Here is a 15,604-nt window from a genome sequence, read left to right on the forward strand (position 1 = left end):
TTATCAGTAATCCCTTAGTGCCCCCTACATGGGGCTGAAAAAGATCTAAGAGTTCGATCGTCAATCAGGAGCTAACGGCAATTCCAGGGTAAAGCAAGTCTGGTGATTGCCACTTTTGACCCGAATGCTGCCCCCCAGATGGTGAACCAGTTTTTGTACCAGAGCGAGTCCTAAACCAGTACCACCCTGTTTCCAGGGATCGGCATTTGGCACTCGGTAAAACTTGTCAAAGATGCGGGGAATTTCTTCGAGGGGAATTTCGGTATGGGAGTTGCAAACATCCAGACAAATGCCAAGATTGGTGCGCCAGACGGTTAGCGTAATCACTGCCTCGGCGGGACTATATTTACAAGCATTACCGAGTAGTTCAATCAGAACTCGTTCGAGGCTGGCTGGATCGGACATCAGCCGAGGCAATTTAGCCGGTAGGTTGACTTGTAGATATTGGTGATGCCGATCGATCTGCTCATCAAAAGATTCCACTAATTGAGTTAGCCAGGGTTGAAGGTCAATCTCGCTGACTGTGAGAGGTTGTTCGCCTGCTTCCAGGCGTTGTAACTCCAGTAAATCGTTAATCAAACTGATCTCTCGTTCACATTGCTCATGCAGGATTTGTAGATAATGGCTGGCTTTGTCTAATGGTAGGGGATTGTTCTTCAGTGCCAATGTCAGCATCAGAATTGCCATTTTCATACTGGCAACTGGAGTGCGTAACTCATGGGAGACGGTACTGAGGAAATCATCCTTGAGGCGATTGAGTTTTTCCAGTTCTTCAACCTGGGTACGGGCAGCCTGGTAGAGCCGCGCTTGCCGAATCGCGATCGCGCATTGACTGGCTACTTGTCTGACCAGATTAATTTCCGCTTCGCTAAAGACCCGCGTGGTTTGGTGAATCACTACCAGATAGCCGATCGCCCCTGCTTCGCCCGCCCAGATTGGATCACGACAGGGAGAGGCGGTTGCTGTTTGATGGGAGGATGGGGTTGGGCATAAAGCGGCTACCTCTAGAAAAATTGGGCACAGTAGCTTAGCCGTCAAGTGGTGAAACAGATCGGGACAGGCAAGATCCCCCGTTTGTGTGGATTGTAGTAATGTGCGGTTGCCGTCATACGCCTGAAATAAGTTGCCCTGAAGGAGGTGCTCATGAACTTTAGGCGTATCCGTCACCGACAACACTTGCCCGATCGCCGACCCTAAATGGGCAGAGGTCGCCTCATAACAGATGGTTGCCGTAGTGCGATCGAGATTGTAGAGCGTGGCACAACAGTAATCCACAGCTAACACATGGGCTAAGGCTTCCACCGCGACCTGAAAAATGTGGCTTTCATCTAACGAGGCATGAATGCGATCGGTAATTCGCTTCAGCACTTCGGCAAAATTGAGCGACTGTTGCAGTTGGCGGGTGCGTTCTTGTACCTGTTGTTCCAGATCACGATTTAACCGTTGCACCTGTTGATGCAGTTCTGATTGCTGAATCGCGATCGCGGCTTGCGTGGCTAACTCTTGCAAGGTTTCAATTTCCAGGGGATGCCAGTAGCGGGATGACTGACACTGTTGTGCAATCAATAATCCCCATAAAGCGCTGGCTTCGGGTGGGTTGGCATCGGTCAGTGCCGATGATTCAGAACTATGGGTTAAGGCTTGCAAGGGCTGAATGATCGGCAAGACGAGATTCGCCCTGACCTGGAACTGCGTCAGTAACTCCAGATAACAGGGGGACAGGTGGGCATCATAGACATCTGCGATCGTCTGTATCCGTCCCTGACGGTAGGCTTGCCAATAGGTTTCGGCAAAACACGGATCGCGAATGGTTGTGCCCAGCATGGCATTCCACCCCGGAGCGACTGACTCGACAGCGACACAGCCCGACTGATGATCGTCAAACCGCAGGATTAATACTCGATCGGTTTGCAGAAACTGCCGCACATCCTCGACCGTAGTCGTGAGAATTTTTTCCAGATCTAACGATCGGTGAATCCGTTGGGCGATGCGACTGATTAAATGGTCATAGTCTGTGGGTTGCCATAATCCCATAGCGGAGTGCGATCGGGATTGACACCGACAATCACCAGCGTGATACGTTGAGCTGGCATCCTTCAGGGCTACCTCAACCGCCAGGGCTTGCTCGTACTGTTTTTCTTGCTCAGGTCGGGGAACGTCCACTACGCCATATCTCCTCTCAGAAACTATCTGCCAGCGCATCCATCCAGGTCGGGCTTAACACGGGGATGGCAGGGCAGAAACTTTGCCCAACAAGGGCTGAAGCGGGTGAGTGGGGCAACAGTTCGCGATCGCTCCGGTCATACCAGGTAATCCTGTATACCTCACTCATCTCAGTGTTCCCAGACCCAATCTGTAACCAGCGAGACAGTTACATAGCTACACAGTTGCTTCGGTGTTACCAAAATTCAGGTTTTGCCAATGATGGTTGCATCACCATCGCTGGTCTAGAATCGCCCTGGTGGTCGAGCCGTTAGCCAATTCCGGGAATTAATCCGCCACTGAGGCGCTTCATAATCCGTCCAGCGACATCGGAGTAGCGGATCTGACCACACAAAAACTGTCCGATCCGCTCGGCAGCCGTAGGTCGCTTCAGCAACTTGTAGCCCAGCCCCGGAAACTGATAGAACAAGCCGGAGATCCGCTGTGCCCAGACCAAATCAGAGCCAATCTCTCGGTTAATTGTCTGGGTGTAGTCTGCCAGAGCGTTAGCATTGCCAGCCAGGGCTTGGTCGATCGCGGCGGCAGCTTGTACCCCCGTATAAATCGATGGACGAATGCCCTCGCCAGTAATCGGATCAACCACGCAGGCGGCTTCGCCCACGAGAACTGCCTGTTGGGTATGCAGCGGTTGTTCACCATCCCAGACGCAAATTGAGTATTCCTGAGGTGCTTGAGTCACCTGAATCCCGGTTTTGCTGGCATACTCTAGCAGCAACTTGTGTAAATCTGCCGACTTGCCGCCTCGGAGGGTCGCGGCACTAATAGAACATCCATTGGATTTCGGGAAACTCCAGATAAACCCATTTTTAACCATGCCAAATTCAAACCGAGCGGTATGATTGCCCTGCGGATCATTGCCTTCTAGGGTGAATCCCTGCCGTCGTTTGCTGGCTTTAAAGCCTAACCATTGACTCATCGGACCGTCGGCACCATCTGCGGCAATCAGGTAGCGACCTTCAACACTGCCATTGCTGGTATTGATTTGCCAGCGATCGCCCTTAAACTCAATCCCAGTGGCTGCTGTATTTTCCCGCAGTTCTGCGCCCTGTTGTTGTGCCTGTTGTACCAAAAAGTGATCGAAGGCATCTCGTTTCACCATCCACATCGGTTCGGGGGTGGTCAGATAAGCATCGATCGGATCCCCCAGCTTCCAGGTGAACTGCACGTTTTTCACGGTTTGATCCACGACGGGGCTGAAGTCGAACTCAAACCACTGTGACACGGTAGACGGCACCCCCCCACCACACGGCTTATACCGGGGGAGAGAATGCTTTTCTAGAAGCAGGACTGAGCGACCGCGCTTCGCCAAGTGATAGGCGGCTGACGCACCCGCAGGTCCCGCTCCTACAACAATACAGTCGAATATCATGCCAGGTTCTCCCCAAGGTGTACCAGTCTTTCAGTAATATACGATCGCCAACCAAACTTTAGCGATCTATCCATAGAAATGAGGTCAGCATCTCTACTGATTCAGAGGCTCAAATGGCTCAATTCCTCATATCCATTCTCCGCACTTCTGCTGATTTAGCTTAATTGGCTCTACTAATTTTCGGCTGCCAATTCAGGAAACTTCACGAATTTATTGCGGAGAGATCACCATAGGATTAAGAAAAACTGTGACCTGATGCGCGACTATTCCAGTTGATGTAACTGCCACAAGAAAAGGATTCATGAATTGCACGGAGTACAACTTTTTCTACACATCATAGGATTAGATATAAAGGTTTCGTAAAGCAAGTATGCATGATTGCTCCGATCACGAAACCATTAGGAGGTAGCGATGATGTGGCAACTATGCATTCGGTATCCCAATGGGCAGGAAAAACCCCTGCAAAATTATCGCGATCGGGAGTTGGCGCTTAAGTATGTAGATGCCATCTATTCCCAAGGCTATCCAATGCATGTGGCGTATGTCGTTCGTCCTATGGCGTTGACCGAACTCCCTGTTTAAGCCATTAAAATCAATTAAAAAGGGCATAGCATGGCTATACCCTTACAAACATAATTGGCAGTTGAAACCGCTAGTCGGTGGTAGCAATTTGGTTCAGTTGCTTATACCAATTAGCGTTAAACTGTGGCGATATCCTTCTCTTTTTCCGCTAATAATTCATCAACTTTAGCGATGTATTTGTCAGTCAATTTCTGAATTTTGTCCTGCAAGTCTCGCGCTTCGTCTTCCGAAAGTTCGCTATTTTTCTCTTGTTTCCGTACAGAATCGACCGCATCCCGGCGGACATTCCGAATTGAGACTTTCCCTTCTTCAGCAAATTTAGCGGCTATTTTTGCCAGTTCTTTCCGGCGATCGCTGGTCAGGGGAGGAATATTCAGGCGAATGATCGAACCATCATTATTGGGAGTTAGCCCTAAATCTGACATCGAAATCGCTTTTTCAATCAGGTTCAGGCTGGAGCGATCGAAGGGTTGAATCGTGATCGTACTGGCATCCGGGGTACTGATGCTTGCCAGAGATTTCAGGGGCGTGGGCGCACCATAGTATTCCACCGTAATCCGATCGAGGATAGCAGCGTTTGCCCGTCCCGTTCGGATTGTATTAAACGATCGTTGAGTCGCCTCAACCGACTTATGCATGTGGTCTTCAACATCAGCTAACTTCACAAGAACCTCCGACAAGCGTTCCAATCGGTTCTCCCATCACAGCCCGACGAATATTTCCCTTCACAGAGAGGTCAAAGACAATGATGGGAATGTTGTTATCTTTGCATAGAGCGATCGCGGTACTATCCATCACCCGCAGATCCTGGCTCAGGACATGGGCATAGTTCAAGGTTTGATACCGCCGAGCCTGGGGATTGGTCTGCGGATCGGCATCATACACGCCATCGACTTTGGTTGCCTTAAACAGCACATCGGCACTGATTTCGGCTGCTCGTAAGGCGGCAGTTGTATCGGTGGTGAAAAAGGGATTGCCAGACCCGGCTCCAAACACCACAACTCGATTTTTCTCTAAATGCCGAATTGCCCGCCGCCGAATGTAGGGTTCTGCCACCTCTTGCATGGCGATCGCCGTTTGCACTCGCGTGGGGACTCCTGCCCGTTCCAGGGCATCTTGCAGGGTCATGGCGTTCATTACCGTGGCAATCATGCCAATGTAATCGGCCGTTGCCCGATCCATCCCAGCTGCGGCTCCTTTCACGCCCCGGAAAATGTTACCGCCGCCAACGACGATCGCGACTTGGACTCCAGTGGCAACAATCTCAGCGACTTCCTGGGCAATATCTTGCACAATGGTTGGATCAATCCCATAGGCAAGGTCGCCCATTAGAGCTTCACCGCTTAACTTAAGTAAAACTCGTTGGTAAGTTAATCCCATGGGATTACTGTGCTTCTTGCTCTAATTTACTTCACCCTACGATAGCACTAAGATGCCAACAGTCAGTGGTTTCTCCCCAGACTCGTTGGTTAACTCCGCCATTTAATGGAGCAACCCATGGGTGGAATGTAGGTCGGCGTAATTGGTTGCCCACTTAAAACCTGATGGATTGCCGCCCGGAAATGAGCCGTTGCCACTGCTTCAGGCTGATCGGCATTATCATCAATCCGCCCGTTATAGCAAAGAATGCCCTCCCGATTGAGCAGAAACACTTGTGGTGTTTTTTCAGCCCCAAAACTATGGGCAACATCCTGGGTGACATCCCGCAGGTACGGGAAATTGAGTTGATGCTGAGTGGCAAACTCTCGCATGTTGTCAAAACTGTCATCGGGATAGCGATCGGCATCGTTCGGATTGATTCCAATCAAGGTAAATCCCTGATCCTGAAAGTCTGCCTGAATCTGTTTAAGCCGCTCCAGATAAAGCCTGACGTAGGGACAGTGGTTACACATAAATACCACTCCTACCGCTTGCAACCGTTCCAAATAGCGGAACAGGTGATGCACCGAACCATCGGTTCCGGGCAGCTCAAAATCTGGAGCATAACCACCGATCGCTGTACCCATTTTTTCCATGAAGCTGACCGCGCTAGTGTGACATGGCGGTTAATCAATCGCCACCTATGTTTATAGATCAATTTAGCCAGGTTGGACGGATTCAGCGCCCGGATTAAGCGGTATTCCCCTCTCTGGCGGGTCTGTCACCAACGGCTTTTGCCACCTCTACCCCATTTTCTTCCAACACCACAACGGGCTCTGAGCCACGATTCATCTCAATGCGTTTGACTAAGACACGACCATTCGACAATCGCTGTCCAACCCCAACGTAACGACTGGTCTCCTCGTTTGGGGCTCTGACGATCGCCTGGGGTACGCCATTGATATTGACCACACCACTGACTTCTACGCCATCTGCCAACGTCGTGCTAGGTCGTGGCGGTAATGCTGCCACCGTAGAACCGTTGCCCCCGGTCGCGGGTCGTCCTGCTGTCGCTGTGCCTCCAGTTCCCGCCGTTCCAGCGGCTGTGCCGGTTCCCGCTGGCCTAGCGGCTGTACCAGATGGAGTTGCTGCATTCGGTTGTCCGGGATTGCGGGCTGTTCTGCCCGTCGTTCCTGCGGGTCTAGCTGCGATCGCGGGGGGTCTACCAGGAGTCGGTAGTAGAGGCTCCCTGGCTTCGACTGGAGTAGCTGCCGCGCCCCCGCCGGGATTAGTTCCGGCTGGTAAAGCTGCCACATTGGGAACGGGTCGTCGGGGAGGAGTCTGAGGTGCTGCTAGGGGTACGGCCCCAAAGGGATTGTTTGCCTGTTGTTGTTGAGTGGTGATCTCTTGCTCAACATTCTTCGCCCGTTCATTGGCATTAGTCGATTGAATTAAACCGGGCAGAACGGAGCCAGGAGCCGTTGGTTTCTGGGCGACTAACGGTTGGGCTGCCTGCGGTGCAGCCGGTGAGGGGGACGGTTGAACCGGGCTAGGAGATGGCACTGCTTCTGGAGATGTTGCAGTATCTACCGTGGGTTCGGAAGAACAGCCAACCATTGCCAGAGCGATCGCCCCAAGCAAGACAACAAACTTGTGCTGATGCATAACCAAAAACTTCCCGAATGCGCTAATTCCACAATAGCTCTAATCTCCCCTATTCATGTCAATAAATTTATGGATTTTGTCGATGAGTTGTGACTATTTGAAACGAAATCATGACCACTCACGGTAGTCCGAAAAATCATGGGGTTAAACACTGAATCGAACCAGTGATTGCTTTAGTGATTGCTTTGCCGTCTTGCCGGGGTAAACTCGTTCTCAAAAATCACCCTCAGATGTTTTTTTAACCAGTTTTTTGGGAACCCTGGATGTTAGTCGCGTTTCCAGGCTAGGGTTTTTCTATGTGTAAAGTGGCAATGGTCGATCGAGAAGTGTTGCCCTTCCCGCTCCCTAAAACCTGATCTTTTGCTGGCATTTTTATGGAAACTTCGGTGTTGAGATTCTTGATAAGCAGGAGATACTAGGAAGCGAAACTGGTTCATCGTCAACGGAGGTAGCGATGAAGAGTCAATGGTTGAAAATACAGTGGATCGTCGGTGGAAGTGCCCTGACCCTACTAAATTTGGCAGTTAGTTTTGGTCGTCCTTTCCCCGTTCAAGCGGCAGCCATTACGCTGCTAGATGGCACTCCCTGTACTGGAAATTTCCAGGGGCGGAGTGGGACGGGGATCTGTGTTTATTCTCAGGTCGATCAAACAGGTACAGCCTACGATTATTACAGGGGGCAGATCCAAAATGGGATTCCCAGTGGAACCGGAGTGTTTGTTTACACCAATGGCGATCGCTATGAAGGGCAAGTGCGGAATGGTCGGCCAAATGGCAGAGGCATGTTTCTGTTTGCCGATAACAATCGGTATGAAGGTGAGTTTAAAGACGGTGAATTCAGTGGACGTGGCACATTTACGTATGCCAATGGGGGGCGTTATACCGGCCAACTCCTGCGAGGACAACCGCATGGGAGTGGCACACTTGTAGATGGGCAGTATACCTATGCTGGACAATTTTATCTGGGGCAAATTAACGGCAATGGCACAATCTCTAATCGTAATGGGATTCGCTGTCAGGGGGTGTTCTACAACAACCAATTAAGCGGCAAGGGAACCTGTAGCTATCCGCAAGGCAACGCGATCAGAAGCTACAACGGCGAACTTCGTCGCGGGATTCCTGATGGCAGAGGCACTATGGTAATGAGAAATGGGAACCGGATTAGCGGTGAGTTCCGAGATGGACAACCCTTAAGACGATAATGATCTGGCGGGTGTTTACCGGGGCGATCGCCGTGACCTTGATCGAGTGATTGGCGATCGCTCAGGAAATTTGGCTTCTCTGATTGAATTGATGTTTAGATATTTACCGTTTCCCGATAGGCAATGACCCAATGAGCCATCAACCTAGCACAATCCGATTTCCGCTCCTGGGATGGGCGATCGTCTTACTCATTAGCGCTACAGGTTGTTCACTGGCAGAATTCCGCAAATCCCTACGCTCTGTCCCTAAAGCCACTCCGGCGAAAGCGGCCCTTGCCCAGCATCTACAGCAAAGTGGTGCCAAGTTATACAGCACATTCTGGTGTACCTATTGTCAGCGGCAGCAGGAATTATTTGCCGATGCGGCTAGTCGATTGCAAGTGATTGAATGTGATCCGGGGGGCGAAAATGCCCAACCGGCTTTATGTCGGCAGGCGAAGATCATCAGTTATCCCACCTGGGAAATTGATGGGCAATTCTATCGAGGTATGCGTTCGTTAGAAGAACTGGCAGAAATTTCTGATTATCAAGGCTCTCGTAACTTTTAACTAAAATCGATCGCGCTGTTCCAGCACCCGTTGTCGGGCGATCGTTGTTGACTCGGCTACTTGTTGTGCTCCCGGTTCCAATCATGCACTCCTGTTTAATCACAACCTTGCCAGCCAATTTATGACTCGTACCAAACTTCCTTCCCAACCCCTTTCAGTTCGTTATTTAATCAAATTCTTACTACCATTTCTGTTGTTTTGTGGCGGATTATTTGCGGTTTGGCTTGTTAATCTGATTAGTCAAAGTTCTCTATATCAGTTCGTTGAACAATTTTCGTTTTGGGCAAATGAGAGTTATCAAGGGTGGTTTAGTCAGCAACAGCAAAGTGCGGCTAGCAATCCGATTCTGCTAGTCAGTCTGGCGTTTGCAGGTGGGGTAATTGCCAGTGTTTCTCCCTGTATTCTCTCAATGTTGCCGATTAATCTCAGTTATATCGGGACCCGAGAAATCACTTCCCGACGGGATGCGTGGCTCAAGGCAAGTTTATTTGTTTTAGGAGTAGTGACGGTTCTCAGCCTGTTAGGCTTAGTTTCTTCCTTGGCTGGAATTGTCTTCCGGGAATACAAAGGTTATTTTCACGTGGCAGTAGGCAGCTTAATCATTTTGATGGGGTTAAGTCTGGCGGGAATTGTGCAGTTGCCTAACCTGCCAAGCCGATGGCAGATGGCTGCGACCAATGCGCCACCGAGCGATCGCAAAGCTAGCCGATCGCTGGGCGGAGTGCTGCGATCGATGTTCATTGGGCCCTATGGGATTGGCTTAACGTTTGCTCTGGTTAGCTCTCCCTGTACTAGCCCGATCGTCGTAACGGTACTCAGTGCAGGTGCTGCCACGGGTTCACAACTCCAAAGCACCTTAGCAATGATTAGTTATGCTCTGGGCTATACCGCCATTATCTTTTTTGCCAGCTTATTTACCGGATTAGCAAAACAAACGCGAACTTTACTGATCCATTCTGACAAAATTGTACGAGTCGCCAGCGTCATGCTGCTCTTAGTCGGTGGCTTTTATCTGATCACTGGTGGACAGTGGATTTGGGCAACGATTACCCTCGGTTAGTTGGTTTAAAGATTTGGTAAGGTTTTCCGCCGTTCCGCCCAGTATTATAAAGATTTGCAAACTTCTGGCTCAAGTGCTAGATTGCTGAGTGAAGTCATACCTAGTCTGCCCAACCGATAATGATTCGGAAGGGTTTGTCGCGCCATGCTTGTCCTGTCTGACTGACATCAGGATTCAACTCCAGGATGGAATAACGGCTAAGACTGCGATCGCGACTGGTAGTAGATTGATCACCTGATTGGACTGACTCCTCTGAACCCGGAATTGATTCATGCAAGCCCCTGTCATTCCTTCGTTTCGGTCTCAACGCAATTTCACCTCTACCCAAACGCTACCGCTTAAAATTGTGGCATTGGGAGATAGCCTGATTTATGGATTTGGCGATCCTGAAGGGGGCGGTTGGGTCGATCGCCTGCGGCGGAGTTGGATGCATCCCGATAGCCCCGGTCATGCGCTCTACAATCTTGGGGTGCGGGGTGATGGTGTCCGCCAGGTGGCACAGCGATTAGAAACCGAATTTCGGCATCGGGGTGAACTCCGGAATCGAGTCCCTGATCTGATTATTTTGTCGGTTGGTGTGAATGATTCTGCCCGCTTAGCCCGACCGGATGGACGCAACTTCACAGACTTTGAGCAGTTTCAGGTGGAACTGGGGAATTTACTGGATCAGGCACAGCGCTTATGTCCGGTTTTGTTTGTCGGTATGGTGCCAGTCAATGAGGCAAAGATGCCCTTTCTGGGTTGCTTCTACTATAATCATGCCGATCAAGTCCGCTATAAAGAGGCAACTCGGCTGGCGTGCCAGCAGCGGCAAATTCCTTACTTGGATGTCTTCACTCGCTGGATGGAACACGGTAGCGATTGGTGTCAGGCTCATTTACTCGAAGATGGCTTACATCCCAATGTCTTAGGCTATCAAGCCCTACTGGATGAGGTTTTGAGTTGGGATGCCTTTGCCAAGCAGGTGTTAGGAATCGATTGCCAGGTGTCCATGCCATGACAATATTAGTGGTAGCCACTGGGAATCCCGGTAAGGTGCGAGAACTGCAAGCGGTGCTAGCCGATCTGGATTGGGAATTGCAAGCCAAGCCTGCCGAGCTAGAAGTAGACGAGACGGGTGACACCTTTGCGGCGAATGCCTGTTTGAAAGCCTCGGAAGTTGCCCGATCGACGGGAGAATGGGCGATCGCGGATGACTCTGGCTTAGAAGTGACTGCCCTGAATGGTGCGCCAGGTGTGTATTCAGCCCGCTATGGCAATACCGATGCCGAGCGGATTCAACGATTGTTAACCGAATTAGGCGAACAGTCCGATCGATCAGCGCGATTTGTCTGTGTGACTGCCGTAGCTCGACCCGATGGCACGATCGCAGTACAAACGGAAGGGATTTGTCCGGGCGAGATTCTCCATACTCCCCAGGGTACGGGTGGGTTTGGCTACGACCCCATCTTCTATGTCCCCGAGCATCAACAGACCTTTGCTGAAATGTCTCTGGAATTAAAGCAATCAATCAGTCACCGGGGAAAAGCATTGCAGGCTCTACTGCCTCAGCTTGCAGCACTGGCTGTGTAACTCACTGGCTCGAAAACGCCTGATTGCCGATGAATTTGCTACTTCACACCGCAGAATGACTGTAACCTCAGTTGTAGGAATCTTCATCAAGAGTTTAATTTCTACACGGAATTAAACCGGCAGACGGTTTTTGGTTGTTCATAGAATTAAACTCTCCTCAAGCCTTGCTACTCGGGTGTACTAGCTTGCATCAGCAACTACCCTTGTGTCTTCTCAATGCTAGATTTTGAGATTTTTGGGTGGAAGGTCGTCTATCTCTATAGCTATCTTCATCAACCCTTTATAAAACTTTCCTCTTGTGAAGTTCTAGAAAAGATTGCTTCCGTGCTATCACGGTATACGTTTGGTGACTGTGACTTGGTCTTATAGTAATTGCTGAAGGTCATACGTGTTTACACGGTCTTTCTCGATATACGGAATTGCTATGCAATCTGCTCTAAACCAGGCAATAGTTGACTTTCCGGGGTATACATCTGCCAATTTGTCAGTACCACATCAATCTGCTTCCTCTAGCTTTAAACGATGGCTCGATATTGTGGGTGGGTTAGTGGGTCTGCTGATTCTGGCAGTGATTTATGTACCGATCGCGATCGCGATTAAGCTGGATAGTCCCGGACCAGTGTTATTCGTACAAGAACGGTATGGGTTGTTGGGGCAACCCTTTCGGATTTATAAGTTTCGATCGATGGTGACTAATGCGGATGATCTGAAGGCTCAGATTAACAATGAAGCTAAAGGGCTGATCTTCAAGAATCAGAATGATCCGCGAGTAACGCGAGTCGGGCGGTTTTTGCGACGGACAAGTTTAGACGAATTGCCGCAGTTTTGGAATGTTTTGAAAGGGGAGATGAGTTTGGTGGGGACTCGCCCTCCTACTGCTGACGAAGTATCCCGTTATCAAAACCATCACTGGCAACGATTAAACGTGAAGCCCGGTATGACTGGCGAGTGGCAGGTGAACGGACGATCGTTGATTCAGGATTTTGAGGATATCGTGCAACTGGATTTGCGCTACCAGGCACAATGGCATCCACTTTATGATCTGATCCTGATTGGTCGCACGATCTACGTGATTTTGCGTAAGCAGGGAGCCTGCTAACCTTAGGGCGTTGCCCAAATGACTAAGCCCATCCCATAAGGACTGCCCAGGTTGTCGTGCTTGGGAATTACCCGGAGGGAGAGTCCTTGTAAGCCGCTATTACCATATACCAATTCCCCCAGGTAAATCCGGTTGCCCTGTTGATCTGTGCCTTGATATTGCATGACCGAGGGGACACCATTAACAATTTCGCCACTGGCATCCACAGGACCTTGATACAACTGCACCTCCACATCGGCGGGTGTGAGTGCCGCTAAATGGATCTGGGTTTTAACCGTTACCGTTTGGTTGACATGGATATCGGCGGGCTGGGAAACATCGACATTGAGAATCTTGATGTTGTACCAATGCTCCGTCACTTTTGCCTTCCATTGGGCAAGCTCTCTGGCTGGGGCATAGTGGTCAGAGGTCAGCACTAAATAGCGATCGCTTGCCGGAAAATACCCTCTAGTAGCATAATCTCCCACCATCCGGGCGGTGTTAAACCGAGGACAGTTTAACCGGATAGCATCTTTCATTTTGGCAACCCAACCCCGTGGCAAATCATCTTCGCCGCGATCGTAAAAGAGTGGCACTACCGCCTGTTCCAGCAGATCGTAGAGGGCATTTGCTTCCACATCATCCTGATAGGTGGGATCGTCGTAATCTTCGCCTTGCCCGATCGCCCAGCCGGTACGGACATAATCGGCTTCATTCCACCAGCCATCTGGGATGCTCAAATTCAGTAAGCCATTCATTGCTGCCTTCATGCCACTGGTGCCAGAGGCTTCGCGGGGGCGACGGGGAGTATTCAGCCAGACATCACACCCCGCCACCATCAGCCGAGAGACGTGAATATCGTAATCAGGAATATAGACGACATGGGCATTGATCCCTTCTTCGCGGGTGAAGTGGACAATTTGCCGGATCAGTTCTTTCCCCGGAATATCTTTCGGATGGGCTTTACCGGCAATGACAAACTGCACCATCCGTTTTTTGTGGGGAAATGGACGTTTCACATGCCCCATATCCAATAAGATTTTGCGAATCCGGGTTAAATCCCGCAGAAACAATGTTGCCCGTTTATACGTGGCAAACCGGCGGGCAAAGCCGATCGTCAGCACAGTGGGATCTAAAACTTCCGCCGCTTTAGTAATTTCAGTGGGTGATGCCCCTCGATCGCGCAGCGTTCGCTGTAACCGTTCTCGCACAAATACGACTAATTCTGAGCGACAGCGTTCGTGATTCCGCCAGAGTTCTTCGTCGGGAATCGACTTCACCCGTTCCCAGAGGGGATGATCGGCGGGGGACTCTGACCAATTGGGCCCGAGATAGCGATCGTATAGCTCCTGCGTCGGCTTGGCGACACAGCTACGGGCATGAACGCCATTGGTAATGGCAGTAATGGGAACCTCATTCACGGGTAAGTCTGTCCATAGGGGACTGAACATCTTTTGAGACACCAGCCCATGTAGTTGACTCACCCCATTGACAAAGTTTGCCATTTTGATTGCCAGGACTGCCATGCTGAAGGGAGCCGCCAAATCTCCGGTGTTCTCCCGCCCCAGGGCTAAAAATTCTTCCTGGGAGAGGTCAAAGCGATCGGCATAGTACCCGACTGCATGCATCACTTTATCGGGGGGAAACAGATCAATCCCTGCTGGCACAGGGGTATGGGTGGTAAAAATCTGGCTGGCGCGGGCGAGTTGTCTGGCTTCGGCAAAAGTCAGCCCATGATCTGCCATCATGTTCCAGATCCGCTCTAAGACCAGGAAGGCGGAGTGTCCCTCATTCATGTGGCAAACGGTGGGATTGAACCCCAAGGCTTTCAGCATTTGCATCCCGCCGATCCCCAGCATGATCTCCTGATCAATTCGCATATCGATATCACCGCCATAGAGTTCATCGGTGATGTCGTGATCGTAGGGATTATTCGGTTCAATATTAGTATCCAGCAAGTAAAGCGGCACCGTTCCCACTTGCACCCGCCAGACTCGCGCATAGACTACCCGCCCTGGATAGTTCACCCCCAGGCGTAATTCCGACCCATCCGGATGGCGTTCCAGATGCAGGGGCATATTATAGAAATCATTAATCGGGTAGCGCTCCTGTTGCCATCCATCGGCATTCAAGTATTGCGCGAAGTAACCTTCCTGATAGAGCAGTCCCACTCCCACTAAAGGTAAACCCAGGTCACTAGCAGATTTCAGGTGATCCCCAGCCAATACTCCTAGACCACCGGAATAGATCGGCAAACAGTCGGTCAGCCCAAATTCCGCCGAGAAATAGGCATAACATTCCTGAGCGGAATCACCCTGATCAGCCGATCGATGGCGGTGTTTGCGATACCACGTCCGTTCCTGTAGATAATCATCGAGTTGCCGAGATGCCCGCTCCATCTGGGCTAAAAATCCTTCATCTTCGGCAGCTTCCTGCAACCGCTTTTGGCTAATGGTTCCTAGCATCAGTACCGGGTTATGCCGACTGGATTCCCACAAATCCAGATCCAAACGACGAAATAAATCCTTCGTATCAACGTTCCAGTCCCAATGGAGGTTGTAGGCTAGCTTACGAAGCGGTTCCAGTTGGGGAGGTAGGGACGGAGAAACGTTAAACGTCCGAATCGGTCGCATAAGTACACTAGCTCCACATATTCGCCTAACTTCCGTTATTGTGACGCTAGTTTGGTGGAGCCAGAGTCGCTCTTAACAGACACTCTAGAAAGCAATAACCTTTTGTAACTTAAAAAACCGTGATTTCAAGGTTGGTTTGTATGCACTGTCAGGTTTCTCAAATTTGCTCATGGTCAACGATCGCCCTGATTACAGGCACGATCGCTCTCCTCTATCCCCTCCCTGCCGACAGCCAACCGACTCCCCTCTCTCCCTCTGCCCACGACCTGATCGGACAACCTCCCCCATCCTCCCCCTGTCTCTTATACACATCT

At 50.5% G+C, this 15,604-nt stretch carries 16 protein-coding genes; 7 read left to right on the forward strand and 9 right to left on the reverse strand.

The window, feature by feature from the left end:
- Window positions 1–60: 60 nt before the first annotated feature.
- The 3 genes from ACN4EK_RS15525 to ACN4EK_RS15535 all read right to left on the reverse strand — a co-directional run bounded on the left by ACN4EK_RS15525 (window position 61) and on the right by ACN4EK_RS15535 (window position 3,592).
- Window positions 61–2,163, reverse strand: coding sequence for a sensor histidine kinase (locus ACN4EK_RS15525; RefSeq protein ID WP_431658906.1), 2,103 nt, complete (start codon window positions 2,161–2,163; stop codon window positions 61–63).
- Window positions 2,164–2,179: 16 nt separating this feature from the next.
- Window positions 2,180–2,332 carry a hypothetical protein gene (locus tag ACN4EK_RS15530; RefSeq protein ID WP_431658907.1) on the reverse strand — a complete coding sequence of 51 codons (153 nt, stop codon included), beginning with the start codon at window positions 2,330–2,332 and terminating at the stop codon, window positions 2,180–2,182.
- A gap of 141 nt (window positions 2,333–2,473) precedes the next feature.
- The gene (locus ACN4EK_RS15535) at window positions 2,474–3,592 is read right to left on the reverse strand and encodes a geranylgeranyl reductase family protein (protein ID WP_431658908.1); all 1,119 of its coding nucleotides are present in this window, start codon (window positions 3,590–3,592) and stop codon (window positions 2,474–2,476) included.
- Between the two features lie 411 nt (window positions 3,593–4,003).
- Here ACN4EK_RS15535 and ACN4EK_RS15540 point away from each other — a divergent pair, with 411 nt between their 5' ends.
- Window positions 4,004–4,174 (forward strand): family 2 glycosyl transferase, encoded by a 171-nt coding sequence (locus tag ACN4EK_RS15540; RefSeq protein ID WP_431658909.1) that lies wholly within the window; start codon window positions 4,004–4,006, stop codon window positions 4,172–4,174.
- A gap of 116 nt (window positions 4,175–4,290) precedes the next feature.
- Here ACN4EK_RS15540 and frr read toward each other — a convergent pair whose 3' ends face one another.
- From frr to ACN4EK_RS15560, 4 genes are all read right to left on the reverse strand, one after another.
- Window positions 4,291–4,839, reverse strand: a complete 549-nt coding sequence (gene frr / locus ACN4EK_RS15545) for a ribosome recycling factor (RefSeq protein WP_431658910.1) — start codon at window positions 4,837–4,839, stop codon at window positions 4,291–4,293.
- Window positions 4,826–5,554 (reverse strand): UMP kinase, encoded by a 729-nt coding sequence (gene pyrH, locus ACN4EK_RS15550; RefSeq protein ID WP_431658911.1) that lies wholly within the window; start codon window positions 5,552–5,554, stop codon window positions 4,826–4,828. Before pyrH ends, frr begins: the two co-directional genes overlap by 14 nt.
- A gap of 89 nt (window positions 5,555–5,643) precedes the next feature.
- Window positions 5,644–6,189 carry a thioredoxin family protein gene (locus ACN4EK_RS15555; RefSeq protein WP_431658912.1) on the reverse strand — a complete coding sequence of 182 codons (546 nt, stop codon included), beginning with the start codon at window positions 6,187–6,189 and terminating at the stop codon, window positions 5,644–5,646.
- Window positions 6,190–6,283: 94 nt separating this feature from the next.
- Window positions 6,284–7,198: a hypothetical protein gene (locus tag ACN4EK_RS15560; RefSeq protein ID WP_431658914.1), complete on the reverse strand. Its 915-nt coding sequence runs from the start codon at window positions 7,196–7,198 to the stop codon at window positions 6,284–6,286.
- Window positions 7,199–7,652: 454 nt separating this feature from the next.
- Between ACN4EK_RS15560 and ACN4EK_RS15565 the strand changes: the two genes are divergently transcribed.
- The 3 genes from ACN4EK_RS15565 to ACN4EK_RS15575 all read left to right on the forward strand — a co-directional run bounded on the left by ACN4EK_RS15565 (window position 7,653) and on the right by ACN4EK_RS15575 (window position 10,007).
- A complete protein-coding gene (locus tag ACN4EK_RS15565; RefSeq protein WP_431658915.1) occupies window positions 7,653–8,399 on the forward strand; it encodes an MORN repeat-containing protein in 747 nt (248 codons plus the stop codon).
- 131 nt (window positions 8,400–8,530) lie between these two features.
- A complete protein-coding gene (locus ACN4EK_RS15570) occupies window positions 8,531–8,947 on the forward strand; it encodes a thioredoxin domain-containing protein (RefSeq protein ID WP_431658916.1) in 417 nt (138 codons plus the stop codon).
- Between the two features lie 121 nt (window positions 8,948–9,068).
- Window positions 9,069–10,007, forward strand: coding sequence for a cytochrome c biogenesis protein CcdA (locus tag ACN4EK_RS15575; RefSeq protein WP_431658917.1), 939 nt, complete (start codon window positions 9,069–9,071; stop codon window positions 10,005–10,007).
- Between the two features lie 100 nt (window positions 10,008–10,107).
- Here ACN4EK_RS15575 and ACN4EK_RS15580 read toward each other — a convergent pair whose 3' ends face one another.
- Window positions 10,108–10,284: a hypothetical protein gene (locus ACN4EK_RS15580; RefSeq protein ID WP_431658918.1), complete on the reverse strand. Its 177-nt coding sequence runs from the start codon at window positions 10,282–10,284 to the stop codon at window positions 10,108–10,110.
- On the opposite strand from ACN4EK_RS15580, the gene ACN4EK_RS15585 reads away from it, so the two are divergent.
- The 3 genes from ACN4EK_RS15585 to ACN4EK_RS15595 all read left to right on the forward strand — a co-directional run bounded on the left by ACN4EK_RS15585 (window position 10,279) and on the right by ACN4EK_RS15595 (window position 12,678).
- Window positions 10,279–11,007: a GDSL-type esterase/lipase family protein gene (locus ACN4EK_RS15585; protein ID WP_431658919.1), complete on the forward strand. Its 729-nt coding sequence runs from the start codon at window positions 10,279–10,281 to the stop codon at window positions 11,005–11,007. The two genes, ACN4EK_RS15580 and ACN4EK_RS15585, sit on opposite strands and share 6 nt — an antisense overlap.
- Window positions 11,004–11,579 (forward strand): RdgB/HAM1 family non-canonical purine NTP pyrophosphatase, encoded by a 576-nt coding sequence (gene rdgB / locus ACN4EK_RS15590; protein WP_431658920.1) that lies wholly within the window; start codon window positions 11,004–11,006, stop codon window positions 11,577–11,579. The genes ACN4EK_RS15585 and rdgB overlap by 4 nt, the downstream gene beginning before the upstream one ends.
- Window positions 11,580–12,003: 424 nt before the next feature.
- Window positions 12,004–12,678, forward strand: coding sequence for a sugar transferase (locus tag ACN4EK_RS15595; RefSeq protein ID WP_431658921.1), 675 nt, complete (start codon window positions 12,004–12,006; stop codon window positions 12,676–12,678).
- Between the two features lie 2 nt (window positions 12,679–12,680).
- Here the strand turns inward: ACN4EK_RS15595 and glgP are convergent, their stop codons facing one another.
- Window positions 12,681–15,290, reverse strand: coding sequence for an alpha-glucan family phosphorylase (glgP, locus tag ACN4EK_RS15600; protein WP_431658922.1), 2,610 nt, complete (start codon window positions 15,288–15,290; stop codon window positions 12,681–12,683).
- Between the last annotated feature and the right edge of the window lie 314 nt (window positions 15,291–15,604).

This window comes from Pantanalinema rosaneae CENA516 (assembly GCF_050753385.1).
Lineage (GTDB): Bacteria > Cyanobacteriota > Cyanobacteriia > Leptolyngbyales > Leptolyngbyaceae > Pantanalinema > Pantanalinema rosaneae.